Origin of the sequence: Nocardioides palaemonis (genome assembly GCF_018275325.1) — a bacterium.
GTDB lineage: Bacteria > Actinomycetota > Actinomycetes > Propionibacteriales > Nocardioidaceae > Nocardioides > Nocardioides palaemonis.
On record NZ_JAGVQR010000001.1, the window covers coordinates 91,484 to 115,716 of the forward strand.

Genomic DNA, 24,233 nt, shown 5'->3' on the forward strand with positions numbered 1-24,233 from the left:
GTCAGGAGCGGACCGCGCGTACCTTCCCGGCGCGGGTGAGCTCGACGGTCACCAGCACCCGCTCCTTCCCCGGCTCCCGGGCGCAGTAGGTGAAGGTGCGTCCCAGCCGCTGCCACGGCTGGCCGACCCGCCGCACCAGCGCCCGGACCCGAAGTCCGGGCTCGGCGGCCCGGCTGAACGCCGCCAGGGAGCGGCGCAGCGCAGGGTTGCGGCACGAGTCGGGCGCCACGCCCCACGCCCGCTCCCACGTCTGGAGGTACGCCTCCGCGCCGCGCGCGAGGTCGTCGGCCAGCGCCGGGCCGTCTGCGCCGGCGACGTGCTCGGCGTCCTGCACCCAGTCGGGGTAGAGGCCGTAGTGGGCGACGCCGTCGGTGTTGACGTCGAAGACCCGCTCGCCGCTGCGCTGCCGGTCGACGGTGACGCCGCCGAGGCCGGTGAACGGGTACGTCACCGGGTCGGGCGCGTCGGCGCCGCGCGGGTCGCCCTGCGCACCGAAGCCGTTCATGTCGGAGCCGAAGCCGAACCCGAAGTAGAACCGCGGGTCGGCCCAGCCGAGGTGCTGGCGCCACTTGTCGACGAAGCCCGTCGAGTCGCCGGCGTAGGGCGCGACGAAGCCGCCGAGGCGGCAGATGCGCGGGTACGCATCGGGCGTCGACCACGAGTGGGACGACACGACCCCGAGCGACCGGCCCGCTGCCTGCTGCTGCTCGAGGTAGTCCAGCGCGGCGGTGCGCCCGGCGACGCTCATGTGGTCGGGGTCGACGAGGATGTGCCGGTCGACCATCGCGGAGAGCAGCCGCTCGCCCATCGGGCTCAGGCCCAGCTGGTTGCAGTGCGGTCCGGCGGGGTAGAGCGGGCCGGGCTGGATGCCGGTGTCGCCGAAGAGCTTCCAGATCGCGCCGAAGATGGCGTCCTGGTCGGGCTGCGGCTGCGGGCCGCCCGGCAGGTCGCCGAGATGGGGCGACTGGAGGCGGTCCTCGACGCCGGGCGGGTTGGTCGACGGGCAGGTCCGCATCCGCAGGAACGAGCCGGTGTTGAGGAAGTTGGCGGCGTTGGTGAGCGTGCCCGTGCTGCCGGCGTCGCCGGCCACGCCGGTGAAGGCGTTGTCGAACTTGTTGGTCAGCTCCATCTGGCTCACCCCGAGCCGGCGCATCTCGTCGAGCTCGGTGAGCATCTGCTCCTCGGTGCAGGTGGGCCGACCCAGTTGCACGTTGCAGCCCAGCGGCACGGACGTCTCCATGCCCATCACCACCGCGAGCTTGCCCTCGTTGATGACCTCCCGCGCCTCGAACGGGTCGGTGACGATCCGGTACCACCCGCGCCCGGGGCCGCCCCACTGGGCGTCGACGTAGTCCTGCATCGCCCGCATGTCCTTCGCCTGGAGGCGCACGGCGTCGCGGTCGTCGCAGGAGTTCTTCTTCAGCGGGTAGATCTCGCACAGCACGTTGTTCTCGGTGAGCAGGCTGGTGTGGATCCGCAGGCCGGCGCGCCACGAGCGCTCGAGCCACCGGTAGTAGACCTGCTGGTGGGTCAGGGAGTGGGGGTTGGGCCAGTACGAGAACGTCGGCCAGCCGACCGGGTCGTGGCCGGTGCCGGGGGTGTTGCCGGACAGCACGTCCTCGAGCAGCGCGCCCCGGCCGTCGGCGACCTGGTGGTCGGGGCAGTCGACGAGCGCCGCCGGAGCGCCGTACGGGTGGAAGGGCGGGCTGCAGATCACCCGGCCGCCGAGGAACTCGTGGGTCTGGCCGTGCACGTGCGGGTCGACGTAGCCCCGGACCTCCTGGAACGGCGTCGCGCCGCCGAAGGGACGGCCGCGGACGTCGGTCCCGACCTCGGGGAACGCCGTGCAGCCTGCGGTGCGTCGCAGCGCCAGCGGCTCCGCGGTGCCGGCCGCGAAGCCGGAGGACGAGTGCCGCAGGCCGCGACCGTCGGCGAGCGTGAAGGTGAAGCGGCCGCGGCCGGCGCCGCGCACGGTCCAGTCGGCGGCGGGGGACGGCCCGGCAGCCCAGGTCGTGGCGCCGGACCCGGCGGCGGCGAGGAAGGTGCGGTCGGTGGCGTAGAGCAGGTAGCTGCCGAGGCCGGTCGCCTGGAAGGTCACCGGCTGGCCGCCGAGGCGGTAGCAGCCGCCGGCCATCGCGTACCGGCTCTCGGGGACCCGGCGGCGCGGCTCGCGCAGCGGCACCCGGGTCAGGCGCGGCTCGGCGAGCGTGCGCTGGGCCGCCACCGCGGCCCGACCGGCGGCCCGCTCGCGGGGCGTGGTCGGGTCGGGTGCCGACGCCTCGGAGGTGCGGCTGATCGCGTTCTTCGTCGCCGGGTCGTGCACGTGGCCGTGGCCGTCCCCGGACACCACCGCGAGCGCGTCCTGCACGCGTCCGGGATGAGTGTGCGGGCGCGCCTCGGCGGACGCCTCGGTCCGCTGCCGGACGCCGACGTCGTACGCCGCCGCGAGGCCGCGGGACGTCGGACCGTCCGGCGCGGCGTGCAGCACGCCACCGGTGACCACCGCGGCCGCGGTGGCGAGGGAGAGCAGGATGCGCTGGGCGGGACGCGGCGTCGGGGTCACGGCGGCTCCTTGTCGTCAGGGGTCCAACGACGGCGCCGCGAGCGGGCTACGTCGCGCCGGCCCGGCCGGCTCCTGCCGGCCCGCTGACCCGCCGGGTCAGCAGCGCCGCGGTGGCGGTCACCGCCCGGGCGACAGCGGCGACCTCGGCGGTGCCGGCGCCCTCGCTCGGGAAGGTGACGGCGACGCCCGCGACCGGGTGCGCGTTGTGGTCGAGCACCGCCGCAGCGACGCTCTGCAGGCCCGGCGTGACCTCGCCGTCCTCGTCGGCGTGGCCGCGCTGCCGGGTGTCGGCGAGGATCGCGCGCAGTGCGCTGAGGGACGTCGGGCCCTGGCCGTGCCGGTCGACGAAGGCGCTGCGGTCGGGGTAGAGCGCACGCACCTGGCTCGCGGGGAGCATGGCGAGGATCGCCCGACCGGACGCGGTGAGGTGGGCCGGCAGCCGGACCCCCACGTCGGTGACGAGCGGGGGCCGGCCGGGCGCGCGCTCCTCGACGACGTAGAGCACGTCGCGCCCGTGCAGCACCGCGAGGTGCGCGCCGTGGCCGGTCCGGTCGACGAGCTCGGCCAGCGGGCGGCGGGCGAGCCGGGCGAGCGGCTCCTGCCGGGTGAACCCGCTGCCCACCTCGAACGCCGCCACGCCGAGGCCGTAGCGGTGCTCCTCGGCGAGGTGGACGACGAATCCCTCGTCGATCATCGTGTTGAGCAGGTGGTAGGCCGTGCTGCGCGGCAGGTCGCACGCCCGCATCACCCGGTCGAGCGGCACCGGGTCGGCCTGGGTGGCCAGGAAGCGCAGCACGCGCAGGGCGCGGGTGGCTGCGGGGACCTGGCTCACGGGTCAGATCGTGGCACGTCGACGGCGCCGCACCGCGTTCACTGCCCGGCCGGGGGCTCCTTGCGGGTGAACCAGCCGCCCCCGCCGTCGCTCGGCTCGATCGGCTTGCCCGGCATGTCGTTGCTGCCCGGGGTGCGGCGGGGGAGCAGCGGCTTCTGCTCCCCGGCCGGCTCCGCCGGCTCAACCGGCCCGGCGGTCTCGGGCGCGTGGTCGGTCTCGGGCACGGGGTCGGCCTCCGCGGGTGGGGTGGGCTGCTGGTCGACGGTGCCGGCGACCTGCGGCTCGTAGTCGTCGGCGCGGTGGTCGACCCGCGGGTCGAGGCGGTCGGCGTCGCGGACGCGCGCCTCGTGCTCGGCCTCGACGCGGCTCGCCTCGAGGCGGGCCTGCTCGGCCTCCGCCTCGGCCCGGTCGGCCACCTCGCGGGCCTCCTCCGCGCGCTCCTCGGCGACCGCGGCCCGCTCCTGCGCGGGCGCGATCGTGGTCTGGGCGGTGCTGGCGGCGGTGGCGCGCAGCTCGTCGGCGCGGGCGATGTTGGCCTCCCGGTTGCGCGAGCGGACCACGAGCGCGGCTCCGCCGACGACCACGACGACGATGACGACCAGGATGATGAACAGGGTCACGGGAGTCCTCACTCCGGGAAACAGGGTCGCCGCCAGTCTCGCAGTCCTAGCGCCGGTGTCCAGCGGTTCGCCGGAACCGGTGGGGAAGTCTCGGATGCGAGACGTCTCGCGGCGCGCGGCTCTGGCGGCACGGCCGCTCCGCGCGTTTGCATGGATCCCATGAACACCATCCACGTCGGGGTCGGCCCCGTCTCCTTCGAGGACCTCCTGCACGTCGCCCGTGGCGGCGCCGCGGTCGAGCTCACCGACGAGGCGCTCGCCGCCGTCGACCGGGCCCGCGGGGTCGTCGAGGCGCTGGCCGCCGCGGAGACGCCGACCTACGGCGTGAGCACCGGCTTCGGTGCCTTGGCCACCCGCCACATCCCCACCGAGATGCGCGCCCAGCTGCAGCGCTCCCTGGTCCGCTCGCACGCCGCGGGCTCGGGCCCCGAGGTCGAGCGCGAGGTCGTCCGCGCGCTGATGCTGCTGCGGCTCTCGACCCTCGCCACCGGTCACACCGGCGTACGCCGCGAGACCGCGCGGCTGATGGCCGACCTGCTCAGCCACGGCATCACGCCGGTCGTGCGCGAGCACGGCTCGCTCGGGTGCTCCGGCGACCTCGCGCCGCTGTCGCACTGCGCGCTGGCGCTGATGGGCGAGGGCGAGGTGCGCGACGCCGCCGGCACGCTGATGCCCGCCGCCGACGCGCTCGCCGCCGCCGGCCTGACGCCCGTCGAGCTCGCCGCCAAGGAGGGCCTCGCCCTCATCAACGGAACCGACGGCATGCTCGGGATGCTCGTCATGGCGATCACCGACCTGCGGATGCTGCTGAGGACCGCCGACGTCGCCGCCGCGATGAGCGTCGAGGGCCAGCTCGGCACCGACCGGGTCTTCGCCCCCGAGCTGCAGGCGATCCGGCCGCACCCCGGCCAGGCGCTGTCGGCCGCCAACCTCACCGCGCTGATGGCCGGCTCCGCGATCGTCGCCTCCCACCGCACCGGGCCCGACAACACCGTCGAGTGCAACAAGGTCCAGGACGCCTACTCCCTGCGCTGCTCGCCCCAGGTGCACGGCGCGGCCCGCGACACCGTCGAGCACGCCGCGACCGTCGCCGGGCGCGAGCTCGCCAGCGCCATCGACAACCCGGTGGTCGTCGGCGACAGCGTCGAGTCCAACGGCAACTTCCACGGCGCCCCCGTGGCGTACGTCCTCGACTTCCTCGCCATCGTCGCCGCCGACGTCGCCTCCATCAGCGAGCGGCGCACCGACCGCTTCCTCGACAAGGCCCGCAACCACGGCCTGCCGCCGTTCCTCGCCGACGACCCGGGCGTCGACAGCGGGCACATGATCGCGCAGTACACCCAGGCCGCGATCGTGTCCGAGCTCAAGCGGCGCGCCGTCCCCGCGTCGGTCGACTCGATCCCGTCCAGCGCGATGCAGGAGGACCACGTGTCGATGGGCTGGGGCGCCGCCCGCAAGCTGCGCCGCGCCGTCGACGGCCTCTCCCGGGTGATCGCGATCGAGGTGCTCACCGCGGCGCGTGCGCTCGACCTGCGCGCCCCGCTCACCCCGTCGCCCGCGACCGCCGCGGTGGTCGCGCTGCTGCGCCGTTCCGGCATCGAGGGCCCCGGCCCCGACCGCCACCTCTCGCCCGAGATCGAGACCGCCGTCTCGCTCGTCCAGTCCGGCGCGGTCCTCGCCGCCGCCGAGTCCGTGATCGGAGACCTCCAGTGACCGAGACCAACCCTCGAAGCATCCACGCCGCCACCGGCACCGGGCTGACCGCGAAGTCGTGGCAGACCGAGGCGCCGCTGCGGATGCTGATGAACAACCTCGACCCCGACAACGCCGAGCGTCCTGAGGACCTCGTCGTCTACGGCGGCACCGGCAAGGCCGCGCGCAGCTGGGAGGCGTACGACGCCATCGTCCGCAGCCTGCGCGACCTCGAGGACGACGAGACGCTGCTCGTCCAGTCCGGCAAGCCGGTCGGCATCATGCGCACCCACGCGTGGGCGCCGCGCGTGCTCATCGCCAACTCCAACCTCGTCGGCGACTGGGCCGACTGGGAGGAGTTCCGCCGCCTCGAGGACCTCGGCCTGACCATGTACGGCCAGATGACCGCCGGCTCGTGGATCTACATCGGCACCCAGGGCATCCTGCAGGGCACCTTCGAGACCTTCGCGGCGATCGCGGACAAGAAGTTCGGCGGCACCCTCGCCGGCACCATCACCGTGACCGCCGGCCTCGGCGGCATGGGCGGCGCCCAGCCGCTCGCGGTCACCATGAACGACGGCGTCGCGATCTGCGTCGAGTGCGACCAGCACCGTATCGACCGCCGCCTCGAGACCCGCTACCTCGACGTCCAGGCCCGCGACCTCGACCACGCGATCGAGCTCGCGCTCGAGGCGCGCGACGAGCGCCGTGGCCTGTCGATCGGCCTGCTGGGCAACGCCGCCGACGTGCTGCCCGAGCTGCTCGAGCGCCACCTCGACGGGTCGGTCCGCATCGACGTCGTCACCGACCAGACCTCGGCCCACGACCCGCTGTTCTACCTGCCGGTCGGGACGGCGCCCGAGGACTGGGAGCGCGAGCGCACGGAGGACCCGCGCGGCTTCACCAAGCGCAGCCAGGAGTCGATGGCGCGCCACGTCCGGGCGATGGTCGAGCTCCAGGACGCCGGCGCCGAGGTCTTCGACTACGGCAACTCGATCCGTGACGAGGCCCGCAAGGGCGGCTACGACCGCGCCTTCGAGTTCCCGGGCTTCGTGCCGGCCTACATCCGCCCGCTGTTCTGCGAGGGCAAGGGCCCCTTCCGCTGGGCCGCCCTGTCGGGCGACCCGGCCGACATCGCCGCCACCGACCGCGCGATCAAGGAGCTCTTCCCGGCCGACGAGAAGCCGGAGTACGCCCGGCTGCACCGCTGGCTCGACATGGCCGCCGAGCGGGTGCAGTTCCAGGGCCTGCCGGCCCGCATCTGCTGGCTCGGCTACGGCGACCGCGCCAAGGCGGGCGCACGCTTCAACGAGATGGTCGCCAGCGGCGAGCTGTCCGCGCCGATCGTCATCGGCCGTGACCACCTCGACTGCGGGTCGGTCGCCTCGCCCTACCGCGAGACCGAGGCGATGCTCGACGGCTCCGACGCGATCGCGGACTGGGCGATCCTCAACGCGCTGGTCAACACCGCCTCCGGCGCCACCTGGGTGTCCTTCCACCACGGCGGCGGCGTCGGCATCGGCCGCTCGCTGCACGCCGGCCAGGTGACGGTCGCCGACGGCACCGCCCTGGCCGCGGAGAAGATCGAGCGCGTGCTCACCAACGACCCCGGCATGGGCGTCATCCGCCACGTCGACGCGGGCTACTCCCGAGCGGTCGAGGTGGCTGACGAGCGCGGGGTGCGGGTGCCGGTCGAGCCGGTCGTGCGCGACTGACCGGCGCCGCACACGCAGGCTGGGGTGGCAGGGTGGCCCCATGGACGACTCGGCGGCCAAGGCCAACCTCCACACCTACCTCCGGCACGAGCGCGAGGCGGTGCTGGCCAAGCTCGACGGCCTGTCGGACTACGACGTACGCCGCCCGCTCACGATCACCGGGACCAACCTGCTCGGTCTGGTGAAGCACCTCGCGACGTGGGAGGCGCGCTACCTGGGCGAGGTCTTCGACCGACCCTTCCCCGAGCCGCTGCCGCGGTGGGACCTCGAGGAGGAGCGGCTCGCCGACATGTGGGCGACGCCAGAGGAGTCCCGCAGCGATGTCGTCGACCGCTACCGGCGCGTCTGGGCGCACGGCGACGCGACCATCGAGGCGCTCGACCTCGGGTCGACCGGACGGGTGGAGTGGTGGGGCGACGCCGAGGTGCCGCTTTTCAACGTCCTCGTGCACGTGCTGGCGGAGACCAGCCGGCACGCCGGGCACGCCGACATCCTGCGCGAGGAGATCGACGGGGCGGTCGGCACCGACGCCGAGGCGATGGCCGCCGACGGCCACGACGCCGCGTTCTGGGCGGCGCGGCGGGCCGAGATCGAGGCGGCCGCGCGGGCGGCAGGCTGACGCTGACGGAGGTCAGGCGGGCGTCGCCGCCGACGCGAGGACCTTCCGCGTCAGCATCACCACGACCCCGTCGAGGTCGCCGGTGCCTGGCTCGCCCGCGCCGGCGATCTGGTCGAAGGTGACGGTCTGGAAGACCAGGTCGGCCAGCGGCGCGAGCTCGACGGCACGCTCGAAGTCGGCGGCGGGGAAGGCCTCGCGCCACGGTGCGAGTACGGCGCGCACGATCCCCGCCACGTCCCCACTGTCCTCGCCGATCCAGTGGGCGAGGTGGGTGCCGTCGAGGAACGGGTGCGTCACGCAGCCGTCACTCCAGTCGAAGATCCGCGCGTGGGCGCCGTCGAACGCGACGTTTCCGGCGTGCAGGTCGCCGTGGCCGAGCGTGTCGGGGAAGCCGCAGGCCCAGAGGTCGCGGAGGCGCGACTCCACCACTGGCACCGCCCGGGCGAGCGCGCTGCGCTCCGCGGCGTCAAGCTCGTCGAGCTCGGGGTTGGTGGCCAGGGCCTGGCGCCACGCCGTCAGGGTCGCCTCGAGGCCCCGGTCGGGTGCACCCGCCGCGCGCAGCTCGTCGAGCCAGGCGACCGACCCGATCTGCGCCTGAGCCCAGCGGGTGGCGAGCGCCTCGGCGGCTGCGGCGGGCGCGCCGTCGTCGGAGACCCCGACCAGCGGCTCGGTCAGGAGCCACGACCGGCTCCGCTCGACGGCGATCACCTCCGGTACCAGGTCGGGCAGATGTGCCGCGAGCACCCCGACGATTGCCGCCTCTGCCCCGAAGTGGGCGCAGCTGGCCTTGAACCACACCGGGCCGCGGTCGGTCGCGACCGTGTGGACCGCCGAGATGCTCCAGACACGGTGGACGCGCAGCGCTCCCGTCCGCGTCCGCCCGCTGCGCGCCAGCGCGGCGTCGATCCACGCCTCGACCTCGTCGTGCCAGCCGGGGGCGTACCAGTCCGGTCGGCCCGCGAGCGGCGGGCCGGCGTGCTCGTCGAGGGCGGTCGCCACCGCGCCGCCCAGGTCGTCCGGCAGCTCGTACGGCGCCATCCACCCCCCGCCGTCGGGCGCCCCGCCCCGGGCCCCGACGACGTGCAGGCGCCGGACGTCGTCGAGGACGACGACCGGGGCGAGGTGGACGGCGTCGGTGAGCAGGCGGCTCGCCGTCGCCGTGGCGGTGGGACCGTCGGCCTCGGGGTCGTCGAGGAAGGTCGGCAGGCGGCCGTCGTCGTCGACCCACACCCGGTCCCCGTCGGCCAGCGCGACGTGGATGGTGCGGGTCGGGCGGGGCACCGGCGCATCGTGGCACGTCGCCCGTCCCGGATTCCATGACTTTCCGGGCGGCGTAGGACAGGATTCCCCCATGGCACCGGGGGAGAAGAAGCCGGCGCGCTCGCGCGTCGTCCTGACCGACATCAGCTCGCGCGCGTGGGAGCACCCCGCCGACCGGGGGGCGCTCGTCGCCCTGCGTCGGCTCAAGGGCTTCGACGTGCTGCTCAAGACCATGTCGGGGGTGTTCCGCGAGCGCGCGTGGCGGTTGACGCTGCTCGGCTCCGCGGTCCGGGTCGACGAGCGGCAGTTCGCCCGGCTGCACCGCCTGCTGGCCGAGGTGGGCCAGAGCCTCGACGCCACCGACCTGCCGGAGATGTACGTCCAGGCCGACCCGACCCTCACCGCGCAGACCATCGGGATGGACAAGCCGATCATCGTGCTGTCGTCCGGGCTGGTGCACCACCTCGACGACGACGAGCTGCGCTTCGTGATCGGCCACGAGCTCGGCCACGCCATCAGCGGGCACGCCGTCTACCGCACGCTCCTGCTGCGCCTGCTCGGCCTCGGCGGGCTGCTCAACGCGATCCCCGGCGGCGCGCTCGGCATCCGGATGGTCACCGTCGGGCTGCTCGAGTGGTCGCGCAAGGCTGAGCTGTCCGCCGACCGGGCGGGCCTGCTCGCCAGCCAGGACCCGACGGCCGCGCTCCGTACCCACATGAAGCTCGCGAGCGGCGGGACGCTCGAGGAGCTCGACGTCACGTCGTTCCTGTCCCAGGGGGCGGAGTACGACGAGGGCGGCGACGTCCGCGAGTCGCTCATCAAGCTCTCCCTGCTCCAGCAGCAGACCCATCCCTTCGCGGTGGTCCGTGCCACCGAGCTGCGTCGGTGGATCGACTCCGGCGCCTACACCGCGATCCTCGGCGGCGACCACCCGCGCCGTGCCGACGACGCGGACGCGTCGGTCAGCGCGGCCGCGCAGGAGGCGGCGGCCAGCTACTCGGACGCGTTCGAGCGCACCCAGGACACCCTCGGCAAGCTGGTCCACGACCTCGCGGGCTGGATGGGCACCGCCAGCGGCTGGCTCAACGACCGGTTCCGGCGGGGCGACACCGCCTGACCCGGGGACCAACGTCCCCGGTCCCGGGGACCAACGTCCCGACCTGCCGGCTTCGGCTCAGGCGCGCCACCGCCCGGACGATCTGTCACGCGACCACCGGGGACGTCCCGGCGCGTCAGGTACGACCGGAAGGCGCTCCATGTCCGACTTCGACAGCCTCGCCGCTGCCACCCAGGCCGCCCGCACCGTGCGGCCGACGGGCGTGGAGCGGTCCTTCGGCCAGGACGAGGTGATCGTCACCAAGACCGACCTCAAGGGCCGCATCACCTACGCCAACGACGTGTTCTGCCGGGTGTCGGCGATCGAGGAGGCCGACCTGCTCGGCCGCCCGCACAGCATCATCCGGCACCCCGAGATGCCCAAGGCCGTGTTCCAGCTGCTCTGGGACACCCTCAAGGACCGCCGCGAGCTGTTCGCGTACGTCGTCAACCTCGCCGGCGACGGCGCCCACTACTGGGTGCTCGCCCACGTCACCCCGAGCATCGGCCCCAACGGCGAGGTCGTCGGCTACCACTCCAACCGCCGACTCCCCGACCCGCGGGCGATCCGGGAGATCGAGCCGATCTACCGCACGCTGGCGGCCGAGGAGCGCCGCCACGGGCGCGCGGCCGACGCAGCGCGCGTCGGCGCGGACCTGCTCCACCAGATGCTCGCCGAGCGCAACACCGACTACGACCGGTTCGTCTGGTCCCTCACGAACGGAGCGGCGGCATGAGCTGGCTGCGTGCAGTGACGCCGGAGACCCGCGCCGACGAGGGCGAGGTCTACCGCGCGGTGGTCCAGGAGTGGCTCGCCGTCTGCCAGGCGGCCGCCTCCGGTGACCTCGAGGCCCGCGCGATGTCCGTGCCGGGCAGCGAGGGCATGGAGGACGTGGCCGCACTCCGCGCCGCGCTCAACCTCATCCTCGACCGCACCGACGCCTACGTCCGGGAGTCCGCGGCGTCGCTCGAGGCCGCCAGCCAGGGCCGGTTCTACCGCCGCTTCCTGCTGAGCGGGATGAGCGGGTCGTTCCGTACGGGCGCGACGACGATCAACCGGGCCACCGAGCACATGGCCGAGGCGCAGCACCACCTCGACATCGCGGCCGGGGCCCGCGAGGACCTCGCGAACCGGCTCGAGGACACCGTGATGTCGGTGGCCGAGCAGGTCGCGGCCGCCGCCACCGAGCTCAGCGCCACCGCGGCGGGTCTCTCCGACTCGGCCCACCACGCGGTCACCCAGGCCGACGAGGCCGGCACGACCGGCCGCCGGCTCGACGGCGCGGCCCAGGAGATCCAGGACGTCGTCCGGGTCATCTCCCAGATCGCCGCCCAGACCCAGCTGCTCGCGCTCAACGCCACCATCGAGGCGGCCCGCGCGGGTGAGTCGGGACGCGGCTTCGCCGTCGTCGCGACCGAGGTCAAGTCGCTCGCCGACACCACGGCGAAGTCGACCGAGCGCATCGTCGGGCAGGTGCAGACCATGCAGGAGGTGGTCAGCGCCAGCACCGTCGCGATGGGCAGCGTCGAGGGCACGGTCCGCGAGATGTCGCCGATGGTCGACGCGGTCCGCACCGCCGTCGACGGCGAGTTCCGCGGGGGCGTCGAGGGCTTCGACTCCCCGGTCAACGGGCTCGCGCAGATGGCCGAGCTGCTGCGCGAGGAGGTCGGCTCCTTCCTGGCGGTGATGCGCCAGCAGTGAGGGCGCCGCGAGCGCCCACCGGATCGTTCCGCGCCATCCCCCGTCGCGGACGTGCGAGGGCCCCGGACACCACTGGTGTCCGGGGCCCTCGTGACGCGCGGTGCCGCCTTAGAAGACCCGCCGGCTGGTGCCACCGATCGGCACGAAGTTGAGCACGAGGCCCACGACGATCAGGATCAGGCCGATCGTGGTCAGGATGCTCTGCGGGAGCAGGATTCCGAGGATGAGCAGGATCAGTCCGAGGACAACCATGGTTTTTTGCCTCCTTCAGCAGCGGCCCACGGTGGGCGGCGGCCGGTCCACTGTGCTCCGACGCCGCCTGCTTGGAAAGTCCGGCCCACACCTGGGGGTGGGTCCTGGTCAGGACTGGAGCGCGCGGATCGCCTGGTGGATGTCGAGGGTCCGGCGCGCCGACTCGACGTGCAGGTTCTCCACCATCCGGCCGTTGTGGGTCACCACGCCGGCGCCCCGTCCGTCCTCCCAGGCGGCGATGAGGCCGCGGGCGTCCTCGACGGCCTGCTCGCTCGGGGCGAAGGCGGCGTTGGCGCCCTCGACCTGGCCCGGGTGGACGAGCGTCTTGCCGTCGAAGCCCATCTGGCGGCCCTGCTCGCACTCGGTGAGGAAGCCCTCGGTGTCCTTGACGTCGTTGTAGACGCCGTCGAGGACCGCGATCCCCGCGGCGCGGCCCGCGAGCAGCGCGGTGTGCAGGCTCGGCAGGATCGGTGCGCGGCCCGGGACGTGCTCGGCGTAGAGCTCCTTGACCAGGTCGTTGGTCCCGAGCACGAAGGCGCCGATCCGCTCGGAGGACCGGGCGATCGCGAGCGCGTCGAGGATCGCGACCGGCGTCTCCACCATCGCCCACAGCATCGTGTGGTCGGGCGCGCCGGCCTTCTCCATCGCGTCGACGAGGCCGTGCACCTCCGCGGCGCTGCTGACCTTCGGGACCACGATCGCCGCGGGGCCGGCCTGGCTGGCGGCCACGACGTCGGCGTCGTGCCACTCGGTGCCGATGCCGTTGACCCGGATGGTGACGGTGCGACGTCCGTAGTCCCCGCTGGCTGCGGCGGCCGCAGCCGCCTCGCGGGCGGCCGGCTTGGCGTCGGGAGCGACGGCGTCCTCGAGGTCGAGGATCAGCGCGTCGCAGGCGATGGTCCTGGCCTTCTCCAGCGCCCGCTCGTTGGAGCTCGGCATGTAGAGGACGGAGCGGAGGGGCGTGAAGTCGCTCATGCCTGCACCTCGTCCTGCTCGGGGATCGCGTCGTAGGCCTTCTTCAGCTCGGGATCGATCGCAGCGAGCTCGTCGGCGAGGCGCACCATCACCCGGCACTGCTTGACCGAGGCGTCGTCCTCCATCTTGCCGTCGATCATCACCGCGCCGGTGCCGTCGCCCATCGCGGCGATGACGCGACGAGCGTGGGCGACGTCCTCGACGCTGGGGGAGAAGACCTTGTTCGCGATCGCGATCTGCGCCGGGTGGAGCGACCAGGCGCCGACGCAGCCCAGCAGGAACGCGTTGCGGAACTGGTCCTCGCAGGCGACGGTGTCCTTGATGTCCCCGAACGGCCCGTAGTACGGGTAGATCCCGTGCATCGCGCACGCGTCGACCATCCGCGCGATCGTGTAGTGCCACAGGTCCTGCTGGTACGTCGTCCGCTGGCCGTCGTACTGCGGCACCCCGAGGTCGTCGCGCTCGGGGTCCTGGCGCACGAGGTAGCCGGGGTGTCCGCCGCCGACGCGGGTCGTCTTCATCCGCCGGTCGGCGGCGAGGTCGGCCGGCCCGAGGGAGAGGCCCTGCATGCGCGGGCTGGCGGCGCAGATCTCCTCGATGTTGGCCACGCCGCGCGCGGTCTCGAGGATCGCGTGGACCAGGATCGGGCGATCGAGGCCCGCCTTCGCCTCGAGCTGGGCGAGCAGCCGGTCGACATAGTGGATGTCCTCCGCGCCCTGCACCTTCGGCACCATGATCACGTCGAGCTTGTCGCCGATCTCGGTGACGAGGGTGGTCAGGTCGTCGAGGCCCCACGGGCTGTCGAGGGAGTTGACGCGGGTCCAGAGCTGGGTCGGCCCGAACTCTGTCGCCCGCGCGACGTCGACGAGCCCCTGCCGGGACTTCTCCTTGTTCTCCGCCTTCACCGCGTCCTCGAGGTTGCCGAGGAGCACGTCGACGGTGCCGACCATGTCGGGCACCTTCGCCGCCATCTTCTCGTTGCCCGGGTCGAAGAAGTGGATCGCGCGGCTCGGGCGGGCCGGGATCTCCCGCAGCGGCGTCGGAGCCCCGACGGCGAGCGGGGCGAAGAAGTCCTTGGCGGTACGCGTCATGCGCGCAAACTACCGCCGCGTAGCGGGCCGCGGATATGACGCATGTCTCTCGCGGGCGGTCGGCCTGGATTCCCCGGATATCCGGGGAGTCTCGTGCTGTGCACCCGAGATCTGGGGCGCGAACCACGAGCTCCGGGTGCGAAGCACGGCCAGGCAGCCCCAGCGCACGCCCGTACGCCGAGGGGGCAGCGTGCGCCGGGCCCTTCCCGTTGTCGGTGGGCGCCGCCATGCTCGGAGCACCACACACGGAGGGACCCCGATGAGCACGCAGCCGAGCACCGACCCGAGCACCGACCCCGAGCGCGCCAACCTGCTCGCCACCCTGGCCGACCGGCGGGCGTTCCTGCGCGGCAGCGCCGAGGGCCTGACCGACGAGCAGGCTCGCGCGACCCCGACCGTCAGCACCCTGAGCATCGGCGGCCTGGTCAAGCACGTCACCGCGACCGAGCGCCAGTGGGCCGACTTCATCCGGCACGGCGCCGGCGACGAGGACGTCGACTACGACCTCGACTGGTCCTCGCTCGACTGGTCCGACCCGTCGTCCATCCCCGACTGGGTGCTGCGCCGGCAGGACGAGTTCGTGCTGCGCGAGGACCAGACCCTCGCGGAGCTGCTCGACGACTACGCCGCGTGCGCGGCGGAGACCGAGGAGCTGGTCCGCGGGCTCGACGACCTCGGCGTCAGCCACGCGCTGGCCCCGGCGCCGTGGAACGAGCCCGGCGCCTCGATGTCGGCGCGCCAGGTGCTCGCACACCTCATCGGCGAGACCGCGCAGCACGCCGGTCACGCCGACATCGTCCGCGAGACGATCGACGGGCGGAAGGCGATGGGCTAGCGGTCATCGGCCGCGGAGCCGTCGCCACCAGGTGCGCGGCGGGTCCTGCTCGGCGCTCGCGCGGGCGGCGGCGCGCTGCGCCTCGATGCGCGCCGTGCGCCGTTCGACCCATGCGGCCACCTCGGCGTCGACGTCGCGAGTGGGCGTGACGACCGGCGGACCACCCTGCAGCTGGCGGCGGGTCTCGACGACCCTCCGGTTGAAGTCCTCGAGCTCGCGCCGAACCTCGCGCTCGACGGTGATCGCGTCGAGCCGCGCCTCGAGCTCGGCGTCCTCCTTGCGCAGCGCGATCGCCGGCGGGAGCAGCGCGATGTTCTCGCGCTCGACGAGCTTCTTGAGCCACCAGTCGGGGTCGTGCTCGACGCCGAGGTCCTCGATCGGCTTGCCCTGGCCGGGCAGGTCGTCGAACTCGCCGCGCTCCATCGCCAGCCGCACCTGCTGGTCGACCCACGTGGCCTGGTGCTGGATGCGGGCGGCCGCCGCCGAGCGTCCGGTGCGGTCGTCGCGCTCCACATCACGGCGGACGGACTCCGCGTCCGCCGTCTCGAACTGGTCGCCCCGGTCCGGCTCCGGCATGCTCCGAGTCTACGTGCGCCGCCCCGGCCGCCGGCCTGCGTCACGGGCAGCCTCGCGGTCGGCGCGGGGCGGTACGACCACGACCTCGACGCCGATCCGCTCAGCGCCCCGTCGCCAGCCGACGCGGAAGCCGACGTCATGGGCGAGGATCCGCACCCGTCCGGGTCGGGTCGGGGTGATGCCGACGATCAGCTCCTCGTGGGCCTCGCGCCGCAGGTGCAGCACAGCACCCTCGGCCGGCCGGGTGCTCGCGCAGGTCCGGTCCACCTCGTCGTCCGGCATCCCGAAGCCGAACGAGCCGACCCCGTCGGCCGCCAGCACCGCAGGGTCGAGGTCGCAGACCAGGTACTCGACCGTCGCAGCGGCCGAGTCACTCGCGAAGCGCGGCTCCAGCGCGGTGAGGGTCACCTCGTCCGCGCCGGTCGTCCCGGCCGGGATGACCGAGGTCCACGCGGTCTCGCCGACCTCCCGCTCGACCTTCAGGCCGTAGGACACGTGGAAGGTGACACCCGGGTGCCGCCAGGCCCAGGAGAGCGCGGCGACGGCCACCAGGGCCGCGACGACCACGACAGCGGTCAGGGCCCGCCGCCGTCGCCGTGGCGGACGCGGCGTGGAGGTCGGGGCGGGCGTCGGGCCCGCGGGTGCGAGGGTCACGGACCGCACCCTAGGGGCGCGGTCGTCGTCGCCGCGGCAGAACTCGGGGTCCGACCGGGGTCGTTCCGGATGGTCCGCGAGGCCCGGGCAGCGCACGCTGGAGGCATGGAAAAGATCCGCACCTCCCTTGCCCGCCAGGGCCTGGTCCGCTCGACCGACCGCGCGATCATCGGCGGCGTCTGCGCCGGGGTCGGCCGCCGCCTCGGGCTCACCCCCTGGGTCACGCGGGCCCTCTTCGTGGTCACCCTGTTCGTGATCCCGGGCAGCCAGATCCTCGTCTACCCGCTCCTGTGGTTCCTGATGCCGTCCGAGGACAGCGTCGAGGCTGCCACGGCGTACCCCTCACGCTGATCAGCGATCCCCGGTCAGCCGGGGATCGCTGAAGGAGCCTCCGGGGCGTCGCTGAAGGCGTGCCTCGGCGCGGCGAGCAGCGCCAGCGCGGCCAGGAACGCCGCGCCCGAGCAGACCGTCCACACGGTGAGGTAGCCGCTGAGCGGCGCGACCTTCTCAGCCGTCGCGTCGAGCGAGCCGGTCGCGGTCAGGGCGATCGCGAAGATCGCCGAGGCGATGGCGCCGCCGACCGTCTTGGTCCCGTTGGTCATGCCGGTCGCGATGCCGGTGCGCTCGGGAGGCGCGGCGGCGGCCGCGGCCGCGGGGAGGGCCGCGACCAGCGCCCCGGAGCCGAGGCCCGCGATGCCCATGTTGAGCAGCGCCTGCCACGTCTCGTCGTGGAACGGGATCCAGAGCAGGTATCCGACGCCCACCAGCGCGCACGCCACCACGAGCGCCCGGCGTACGCCGCCGAGCAGCCGGGTCGTGAGCGGCAGGGTGAAGGCGCCGATCGCGAGCGTGACGACGTAGAGGCCGATCAGCGTGGAGATGAAGGCCGGCTCGGCGCCCAGGCCGTAGCCGCGCTCGGCGGGGTCGGCCTGCGCGTAGGTCGACAGCGGGATCTGCCCGCCGAGGACGGGGATGCCGAAGAGGAACGCCGTGACCTGCACCGGCCACTGCGCGGGGCTGGACAGCAGGCGGACGTCGACGATCGGCTCGGGGTGGCGGTGCTCGAAGCGCCAGAACACCGCGAAGGCGGCGACCGCGGCGAGGATGGTGAGCCAGCCGCGCACCGAGCCGGGCCCGTCGAGGCGCAGCCAGACCAGGCCGCCCATCAGCACGCCGAGCGCCACCGTCACCAGCCCGAGGCCGACCCAGTCGATGCCGCCGGAGTCCTCGCCGGGCGCCTGCTCGATGCCGACGAGGATGACGAAGAACACCGCGGTGACCACGACCGCGGGGAGCGCGAGGAGGACGTTCATGTCGAGCGCGTCGACCAGCAGCCCGCTCGACAGCGCGCCGACGATCACGGCCAGCTCGAGCGAGCCGACGAGGATCGCCGCGCCGCGCCGGGTCAGCAGCTCCTGGCGGCCCGAGTCGCGGGTGCGGCGGTGGATGATCGCGATCTCCAGCGGCAGCCACACGACGTACGCGCCCTGGACCGCCCAGCCCAGCAGGAACGAGGTGAAGCCCGGGGCGAACGCCAGCCACCACGACCCGAGCGCGGTGACGGCGGTCGAGACCAGCAGCACCTTCTTGTGGCCGACGAGGTCGCCGAGCCGCGCCAGGAGCGGGATGCACAGCGCGCTGACGATCAGCTGCGCCGCCTCGAACCAGTTGATGTCGCCCTCGTGGATCGACAGGTGCTCGGCGATCTGGGGGTAGATCGGCGTGTAGTAGCCCTGCAGGATCCCGCTGGCGAACTCGACCATCACCAGGAAGCCGACGATCGCGGCCAGGCCCTTCACGGCGGTCGGGGCGGCGGTGCGGGTGGTGCTCATGACGGAAGCCTCTCGATCAGCAGGCGGTACCACCGGGCGCCGTCGACGAGGTCGGCGACGCCGATGTGCTCGTCGTAGGAGTGGATCGCCTGGCGCTGCGCCTTGGTCATCCGGAAGGGGGCGAAGCGGTAGACGTGCTCGCTGATCGCGGTGAAGTGGCGCGAGTCGGTGGCCGCCATCATCACGTACGGCGTCGCGACCGCCTCGGGGAACACCTCGCCGATGCACGCCTCGACCAGCTCGAACGGCTCGTCCATCGGCGAGACCGGCGACGCCTCGCCGGACTCGACCACGTCGATGCGGATCGAGTCGTCGGCGACCGCCCGCCGGACGTGCTCGACCACCCCGGCGACGGTGTCGCCCACCATGACGCGGATGTTGAGGCCGGCCTTGGCGGTCGAGGCGATCACGTTGAGCGCGGGCGAGCCGCTGAGGGTCGTCGTGGCGACGGTCGTGCGGGTCATCGCGGCGGCCTCGGGCCCGGCCGCGAGCAGCGCGCGGGTCACCACGGGTGCGAGCCGGTCGGCGCGGGTGAGCAGCGGGGACAGGACCGGGCGCAGCGGCATCGGGAGGTGGGGCGCGAGGCGTCGCATCAGCTCGAGCGTCGGAGCCGGGGCGGTGGCCGGGAAGGGCGACCTCTCGAGGTTGAGGATCGCCCGCGCGAGCCGCGCGGTGGGCCCGTTGCGGGCCGGGGTCGAGGCGTGGCCGCCGCGACCCTCGGCGACCAGCTCGAGCGACGTGGTGCCCTTCTCGGTGACGCCGATGACGCCCAGCGGAGCCTTCACGCCGGGGAACGCGCCGCCGGCGATCGCGCCGCCCTCGTCGAGCACCAGCCACGGCGTGACCCCGCGGTCGCGGAGCACCGTGACGGCCTCGACCGCCGCGGTGCCGCTGACCTCCTCGTCGCAGCCGAACGACAGCCAGACGTCCTGCGCCGGCGTGTGTTCGGCCTCGAGCAGCGACTCGACCGCGTCGCAGATCGCCGCGACGCAGCCCTTGTCGTCGAGCGTGCCGCGACCCCAGATCGCCGGCCCGTCGTCGGAGTCGTGGATCTCGCCGCCGAACGCGTCGTGCTGCCACGGCGCCTCGGGGTCGACCGGCACGACGTCGAGGTGGGCCATCAGCACGACGGGTCGATCGGCACTCGCCCCTGCCCAGCGGAAGAGCAGTCCGTGGGTGCCGACGCGGGTGAGCTCGAGCCGCTCGTGCAGCAGCGGGAACTGCGTGGCGAGCTCGGACAGGAGGCGGTCGAAGGCGTCGGTGTCGACGCGCGCGGGGTCGCGGTCGGAGACCGTCGGGATGCGGACGAGCGCCTGCAGGGCGGACACCACGCGGTCGGTCATGGGCTGACCGTAGTGCCCCACCGACCGCGGTGGACCAGATTCGCGCGGCGATCGCGGCGGGCCGGTGACCCGGCGGCCCCGGGCCGGTCGGCGCGGTGACCGACGGTGATCGCCCCGACCGGCGCGTGGTCGTCGGGCACGCCGAACGCCGTGCGGAACGACCCGAGGTGTTCGGCGGGGATCCCGAAGAAGCAGGCTCCCAGGCCTTCGTCGACCGCCGTCTGCAGCACCAGCAGCGCGGCCATGCCGCTGTCGACGAACCAGTACGGCACCGGCCAGCGTGCCTCGTCGCGGTCGGTCCAGCCCTTGTCGGGCTGGGCGTACCGCTCGAGGTAGGCCGCCTTCGACGCCAGCGGCACGATCACCACCGGCGCCGTCCGCATGCCGTCGAGCCAGGCGTTGCGGGTGTCGGGGGCGGCGCCGGTCGACTCCCAGAACAGCGCCACGTCGTCCGGGGTGTCGAGGACCAGGAACGCCCACCCCTGCGTGAAGCCGGCGCTCGGCGCCCGCTGCGCGTGCTCGACCATCCGGTCGACGACGTCCGCGTCGACCGGCTCGTCGGTGTAGCGCCGCACCATCCGGCGCCGGCGCACGACCTCGCGGAACTCCATGGGGCCATCCTCCTCGCTGGTCGAGGTGCGAGCGCAGGCCGACGCATCCCGTCTGGGATTCGAGACGCCGCTCCGGGTGCGCTCGTTGACCCGCCCCGGTACGACCGGTGGACTGGGCGCATGCCCACGAGTCGCGGTTTCGAGGAGATGTGGCGCGACCTCGCGCCCGTGGGCAGGTCGGCCGTGTCCGGCGGCTACTTCCGGCAGCCGTGGTCCTCGGCCGAGGGCGAGCTGCGGGCCTGGTTCGCCGCCGAGTGCGAGCGCCGCGGCCTGACGGTCGAGACCGACGGCATCGGCAACCAGGTCGCGTGGTGGGAGCCCGACCCGCTGGTCGAGGAGGGCGCCCCGCGCCCGTCACGAGACCCCGGCGTCCTCGCCGGCTCCCACCTCGACTCCGTCCTCGACGGCGGCGCGTACGACGGCCCGCTGGGCGTCGTGTCGGCGCTCGCGGCGATCGACGTCCTTCGCGACCGCGGGTTCGCGCCGTCGCGCCCGCTCGGGATCGGTGTCTTCGTCGAGGAGGAGGGCTCGCGGTTCGGCCGCGCCTGCCTCGGATCGCGTCTGGTCACGGGCGCCACCACCTGGGAGCAGGCCCGCGAGCTCCGCGACCGCGACGGCGTGTTCCTCGCCGACGCGGTCGTCGACGCCGGGCTCGACCCGTCCGCCGGCCTGCTGTCCCTCGACCGGGTCGGCACCTTCGTCGAGCTGCACGTCGAGCAGGGCCGCGACCTCGTCGACCGTGACGTCGCGGTCGGCCTGGCCAGCGAGATCTGGCCGCACGGGCGCTGGCGCTTCGACTTCGCCGGGCAGGCCAACCACGCCGGCACCACGCGCATGGAGGACCGGCACGACCCGATGCTCACCTATGCGATGACGGCGCTCGCGGCCAACAAGCAGGCCCGCCTCGCCGGCCAGCGAGCCACCTTCGGCCGGGTCGCCGTCGAGCCCAACGGCACCAACGCCGTGCCCTCGCTCGTCACCGCCTGGCTCGACGCCCGCGCCTCCTCCGACGGCGCGCTCGCCGAGCTCGTCGCCTCGATCGAACGCCAGGCGGAGGACCGTGCCGGGCGCGACGGGACCACGCTGACCCTCACGGCGGAGTCGGTCTCGGGGTCGGTCGCGTTCGACGCGGACCTCGCGGCACGCCTCGCCGGCCTCCACGGCTGGCCCGTCATCCCGACCCAGGCCGGCCACGACGCGGGCATCCTCTCCGACGCCGGCATCCCGACCGCGATGGTCTTCGTCCGCAACCCCACCGGCGTCTCCCACTCGCCCGACGAGCACGCGGAGACCGCCGACTGCCTGGCCGGCGTCGAGGCGCTGGCCGACGTGCTGGCCGAGCTGACGAGCGCGCCCTCGTGACGGCGTACCTCCTCGAGCGCGCCTGGCTCGGCGACCGGTTCGCCGACGACGTCCTGGTCGAGGTCGAGGACGGCCGGTTCACCTCGGTGACCCCGGACAGCGACCCACCGCGAGCCGTCCCGGTGCGCGGCCTCGTCGTGCCCGGCCTCGCCAACACCCACAGCCACGCCTTCCACCGCGCGCTGCGCGGGCGCACGCAGCGCGAGCGCGGGACGTTCTGGACCTGGCGCGACCAGATGTACGCCGTCGCCGCGCGGCTCGACCCGGACACCTACCTCGCGCTCGCGCGTGCGGCCTACCGCGAGATGGCGGCGGCCGGGATCACGGCGGTCGGCGAGTTCCACTACCTCCACCACCAGCCGGACGGGACGCCCTACGCCGAGCCCAACGCGATGGGCGAGGCGCTCGTCGAGGCCGCCCGCCAGGCCGGGATCCGGGTCACGCTGCTCGACACGCTCTACCTCTCCTCCGGCTTCGGCGCGGCGCCCGAGGGCGCGCAGGTGCGCTACAGCGACGGGTCGGTCGACGCCTGGATCGAGCGGGTGAGTGGTCTCGAGGCTCGCTTCGCTCAGACCTCAACCACCGAAGGGACGCGGGTCGGCGCGGCTGTCCACTCCGTCCGGGCCGTCGCGGCGAGCGACCTCCCGGCCGTCGCCGCGTGGGTCGGCGAGCGTCCCCTCCACGTCCACCTCTCCGAGCAGGTCGCCGAGAACGACGGCTGCCGCGAGGCCCACGGAGTCACGCCCGCGCGCCTGCTCGACGACCACGGGCTGCTCCGGCCGACCACGTCGCTGGTCCACGCCACCCACCTCACCGACGAGGACGTCGCGCTCATCGGCGCCGCCGGTGCGTACGCGTCGTTCTGCCCCACCACCGAGCGCGACCTCGGCGACGGCATCGGACCCTCGCGTGCGCTGCGCGACGCGGGGGCGCGCCTGACGCTCGGCTCCGACAGCCACGCGGTCGTCGACCTCTTCGAGGAGATGCGCGCGGTCGAGCTCGACGAGCGGCTCGCGACACGGCAGCGCGGCCACTGGGCGGCGGCCGAGCTGCTCGACGCGGCCACGACAGACGGCCACGCGTCGCTCGGCTGGGACGACGCCGGCGCCATCGCCGTCGGGCGGCGCGCCGACCTGGTCGTGCTCGACCCGGCCAGCCCGCGCACCGCCGGCACCGGTCGCGACGAGAACACCGTCGTCTTCGCCGCGGCCGCCGAGGACGTGCGCCGTGTGATGGCCGACGGCCGCTGGGTCGTCGAGGACGGCGACCGGGGCGCGATCGGTCGCGAGCTCGACGAGGTCATGGAGAGGATCTGGCGATGAGCACCACCGTCATCACGAACATCGGCGAGCTCGCCACCAACGACCCGACCCGGGCGGAGCAGGGGGGACTGCTCGGGCTGGTGCACGACGCCGCGGTGGTGCTCGAGGGCAGCCGCGTGGCCTGGGTCGGCCCGGCCGGGCAGGCCCCCGCTGCCGACGTGCAGGTCGACGCCGGCGGTCGCGCGGTGGTCCCCGGCTTCGTCGACTCCCACAGCCACCTCGTCTTCGCCGGCGACCGCTCGGCGGAGTTCGAGGCCCGGATGACCGGCGAGCCCTACTCCGCCGGCGGCATCCGCACGACCGTCGCGAAGACCCGCGCCGCCACGGACGAGCAGCTCACCTCCCACGTCGCCCGGCTCGTCGCCGAGATGCGGGCGCAGGGCACCACGACGCTCGAGATCAAGAGCGGCTACGGCCTCTCGGTGCACGACGAGGCCCGCAGCCTCGCCGTGGCCCGCCAGTTCACCGACGAGACGACGTTCCTCGGTGCCCACGTCGTCCCCGCCGACACCACCCCCGAGGACTACGTCGCCCTCGTCACCGGCCCCATGCTCGCGGCCGCGGCACCGCACGCCCGGTGGATCGACGTGTTCTGCGAGGACGGCGCCTTCGACGTCGACCAGGCACGCGCCATCCTGGCCGCGGGGTCCGACAGCGGCCTGCGCGGGCGCCTCCACGCCAACCAGCTCACCTACGGCGGCGGCGTCCGGCTGGCCTGCGAGCTCGGACTGGTCGCGGTCGACCACTGCACCTACCTGTCCGACGCCGACGTCGCCGCCCTCGCCGGGAGCGGGACCATCGCCACGCTCCTGCCGGGCGTCGAGTTCTCCACCCGCCAGCCCTACCCCGACGCGCGTGGGCTGGTGGACGCCGGTGTGCGCGTGGCCCTCGCCAGCGACTGCAACCCCGGCTCCTGCTTCACCTCCTCGATGGCGCTCTGCATCGCGCTCGCGGTCCGGGAGATGCGGATGAGCCCGGCCGAGGCGCTGCACGCCGCGACCGCGACCGGCGCCGCCGCGCTCGCCCGCGACGACGTCGGGGTGCTCGCCCCCGGCAAGGCCGCCGACCTCGTCCTGCTCGACGCACCGTCGTACGTCCACCTCGCCTACCGCCCCGGCGTACCGCTGGTCGCCGGCGTCTGGCAGGCCGGCCGCCCCGTCGTCCCCCTCCGGGGCTAGTCCAGTGCCGAACGGTCGTCGACAGGCCGGCCCCACAGCAGTCCGTCACTTGACCACCCCGGCCGGCGGGCTACCTCAGACGACCGACGTACGCCCGCTGCGGG

At 74.1% G+C, this 24,233-nt stretch carries 23 protein-coding genes; 11 read left to right on the forward strand and 12 right to left on the reverse strand.

Translation table 11 applies throughout. The features are described from left to right. Window position 1 precedes the first annotated feature (1 nt). Genes KDN32_RS00430 through KDN32_RS00440 form a run of 3 tightly spaced genes read right to left on the reverse strand, consistent with a single transcriptional unit; the run spans window position 2 to window position 4,015 of the window. The gene (locus KDN32_RS00430) at window positions 2-2,563 is read right to left on the reverse strand and encodes an amidohydrolase family protein (RefSeq protein WP_211730164.1); all 2,562 of its coding nucleotides are present in this window, start codon (window positions 2,561-2,563) and stop codon (window positions 2-4) included. Between the two features lie 46 nt (window positions 2,564-2,609). Next, the gene (locus tag KDN32_RS00435; RefSeq protein WP_211730165.1) at window positions 2,610-3,395 is read right to left on the reverse strand and encodes an IclR family transcriptional regulator; all 786 of its coding nucleotides are present in this window, start codon (window positions 3,393-3,395) and stop codon (window positions 2,610-2,612) included. Between the two features lie 38 nt (window positions 3,396-3,433). After that, complete coding sequence (locus KDN32_RS00440; protein ID WP_211730166.1) at window positions 3,434-4,015, reverse strand: hypothetical protein; 582 nt, start codon at window positions 4,013-4,015, stop codon at window positions 3,434-3,436. Between the two features lie 159 nt (window positions 4,016-4,174). Between KDN32_RS00440 and hutH the strand changes: the two genes are divergently transcribed. From hutH to KDN32_RS00455, 3 genes are read left to right on the forward strand one after another with little or no spacing between them, the layout of a single operon-like run. Beyond that, window positions 4,175-5,728 (forward strand): histidine ammonia-lyase, encoded by a 1,554-nt coding sequence (gene hutH, locus KDN32_RS00445; protein WP_249216321.1) that lies wholly within the window; start codon window positions 4,175-4,177, stop codon window positions 5,726-5,728. Then, complete coding sequence (hutU, locus tag KDN32_RS00450) at window positions 5,725-7,422, forward strand: urocanate hydratase (protein ID WP_211730168.1); 1,698 nt, start codon at window positions 5,725-5,727, stop codon at window positions 7,420-7,422. Before hutH ends, hutU begins: the two co-directional genes overlap by 4 nt. Window positions 7,423-7,462: 40 nt before the next feature. Continuing rightward, window positions 7,463-8,041, forward strand: a complete 579-nt coding sequence (locus KDN32_RS00455) for a DinB family protein (RefSeq protein ID WP_211730169.1) — start codon at window positions 7,463-7,465, stop codon at window positions 8,039-8,041. Between the two features lie 12 nt (window positions 8,042-8,053). Here KDN32_RS00455 and KDN32_RS00460 read toward each other — a convergent pair whose 3' ends face one another. Beyond that, complete coding sequence (locus KDN32_RS00460) at window positions 8,054-9,322, reverse strand: phosphotransferase family protein (RefSeq protein WP_211730170.1); 1,269 nt, start codon at window positions 9,320-9,322, stop codon at window positions 8,054-8,056. Between the two features lie 70 nt (window positions 9,323-9,392). Here KDN32_RS00460 and KDN32_RS00465 point away from each other — a divergent pair, with 70 nt between their 5' ends. From KDN32_RS00465 to KDN32_RS00475, 3 genes are all read left to right on the forward strand, one after another. Next, on the forward strand, window positions 9,393-10,418 hold the full coding sequence (locus KDN32_RS00465; RefSeq protein ID WP_211730171.1) for a M48 family metallopeptidase: 1,026 nt from the start codon (window positions 9,393-9,395) through the stop codon (window positions 10,416-10,418). A 139-nt stretch (window positions 10,419-10,557) separates the two neighbouring features. Further along, complete coding sequence (locus tag KDN32_RS00470) at window positions 10,558-11,133, forward strand: PAS domain-containing protein (RefSeq protein ID WP_211730172.1); 576 nt, start codon at window positions 10,558-10,560, stop codon at window positions 11,131-11,133. Further along, window positions 11,130-12,098 carry a methyl-accepting chemotaxis protein gene (locus KDN32_RS00475; RefSeq protein ID WP_211730173.1) on the forward strand — a complete coding sequence of 323 codons (969 nt, stop codon included), beginning with the start codon at window positions 11,130-11,132 and terminating at the stop codon, window positions 12,096-12,098. The genes KDN32_RS00470 and KDN32_RS00475 overlap by 4 nt, the downstream gene beginning before the upstream one ends. Before the next feature lie 108 nt (window positions 12,099-12,206). On the opposite strand, the gene KDN32_RS00480 is transcribed toward KDN32_RS00475, so the two are convergent. The 3 genes from KDN32_RS00480 to KDN32_RS00490 form a co-directional block, all read right to left on the reverse strand. Continuing rightward, window positions 12,207-12,350: a hypothetical protein gene (locus tag KDN32_RS00480; RefSeq protein ID WP_211730174.1), complete on the reverse strand. Its 144-nt coding sequence runs from the start codon at window positions 12,348-12,350 to the stop codon at window positions 12,207-12,209. Between the two features lie 108 nt (window positions 12,351-12,458). Continuing rightward, window positions 12,459-13,325, reverse strand: coding sequence for an HpcH/HpaI aldolase/citrate lyase family protein (locus tag KDN32_RS00485; protein ID WP_211730175.1), 867 nt, complete (start codon window positions 13,323-13,325; stop codon window positions 12,459-12,461). Further along, window positions 13,322-14,416, reverse strand: coding sequence for an HpcH/HpaI aldolase/citrate lyase family protein (locus KDN32_RS00490; protein WP_211730176.1), 1,095 nt, complete (start codon window positions 14,414-14,416; stop codon window positions 13,322-13,324). The genes KDN32_RS00485 and KDN32_RS00490 overlap by 4 nt, the downstream gene beginning before the upstream one ends. A 259-nt stretch (window positions 14,417-14,675) precedes the next feature. Between KDN32_RS00490 and KDN32_RS00495 the strand changes: the two genes are divergently transcribed. Then, a complete protein-coding gene (locus tag KDN32_RS00495; RefSeq protein WP_211730177.1) occupies window positions 14,676-15,251 on the forward strand; it encodes a DinB family protein in 576 nt (191 codons plus the stop codon). 3 nt (window positions 15,252-15,254) lie between these two features. Here KDN32_RS00495 and KDN32_RS00500 read toward each other — a convergent pair whose 3' ends face one another. Together KDN32_RS00500 and KDN32_RS00505 are read right to left on the reverse strand one after the other, a co-directional pair. Continuing rightward, window positions 15,255-15,827 carry a DnaJ family domain-containing protein gene (locus tag KDN32_RS00500; protein ID WP_211730178.1) on the reverse strand — a complete coding sequence of 191 codons (573 nt, stop codon included), beginning with the start codon at window positions 15,825-15,827 and terminating at the stop codon, window positions 15,255-15,257. A gap of 9 nt (window positions 15,828-15,836) precedes the next feature. Next, window positions 15,837-16,481: a hypothetical protein gene (locus KDN32_RS00505; protein WP_211730179.1), complete on the reverse strand. Its 645-nt coding sequence runs from the start codon at window positions 16,479-16,481 to the stop codon at window positions 15,837-15,839. Between the two features lie 105 nt (window positions 16,482-16,586). Between KDN32_RS00505 and KDN32_RS00510 the strand changes: the two genes are divergently transcribed. Then, window positions 16,587-16,832, forward strand: a complete 246-nt coding sequence (locus KDN32_RS00510) for a PspC domain-containing protein (protein WP_211730180.1) — start codon at window positions 16,587-16,589, stop codon at window positions 16,830-16,832. Between the two features lie 14 nt (window positions 16,833-16,846). Here KDN32_RS00510 and KDN32_RS00515 read toward each other — a convergent pair whose 3' ends face one another. From KDN32_RS00515 to KDN32_RS00525, 3 genes are read right to left on the reverse strand one after another with little or no spacing between them, the layout of a single operon-like run. Further along, window positions 16,847-18,313: an MFS transporter gene (locus tag KDN32_RS00515; protein WP_211730181.1), complete on the reverse strand. Its 1,467-nt coding sequence runs from the start codon at window positions 18,311-18,313 to the stop codon at window positions 16,847-16,849. After that, entirely contained in the window at window positions 18,310-19,656 is a 1,347-nt protein-coding gene (locus KDN32_RS00520; RefSeq protein WP_211730182.1) for a M20/M25/M40 family metallo-hydrolase, read from the reverse strand. The genes KDN32_RS00515 and KDN32_RS00520 overlap by 4 nt, the downstream gene beginning before the upstream one ends. Then, window positions 19,653-20,267: a nitroreductase family protein gene (locus KDN32_RS00525; protein ID WP_211730183.1), complete on the reverse strand. Its 615-nt coding sequence runs from the start codon at window positions 20,265-20,267 to the stop codon at window positions 19,653-19,655. Before KDN32_RS00525 ends, KDN32_RS00520 begins: the two co-directional genes overlap by 4 nt. Before the next feature lie 120 nt (window positions 20,268-20,387). Between KDN32_RS00525 and KDN32_RS00530 the strand changes: the two genes are divergently transcribed. From KDN32_RS00530 to hutI, 3 genes are read left to right on the forward strand one after another with little or no spacing between them, the layout of a single operon-like run. Further along, window positions 20,388-21,629, forward strand: coding sequence for an allantoate amidohydrolase (locus tag KDN32_RS00530; protein ID WP_249216322.1), 1,242 nt, complete (start codon window positions 20,388-20,390; stop codon window positions 21,627-21,629). Continuing rightward, on the forward strand, window positions 21,626-22,951 hold the full coding sequence (locus KDN32_RS00535) for a formimidoylglutamate deiminase (protein ID WP_211730184.1): 1,326 nt from the start codon (window positions 21,626-21,628) through the stop codon (window positions 22,949-22,951). The genes KDN32_RS00530 and KDN32_RS00535 overlap by 4 nt, the downstream gene beginning before the upstream one ends. Next, window positions 22,948-24,129 (forward strand): imidazolonepropionase, encoded by a 1,182-nt coding sequence (gene hutI / locus KDN32_RS00540; RefSeq protein ID WP_211730185.1) that lies wholly within the window; start codon window positions 22,948-22,950, stop codon window positions 24,127-24,129. The genes KDN32_RS00535 and hutI overlap by 4 nt, the downstream gene beginning before the upstream one ends. The last annotated feature ends 104 nt before the right edge of the window (window positions 24,130-24,233 follow it).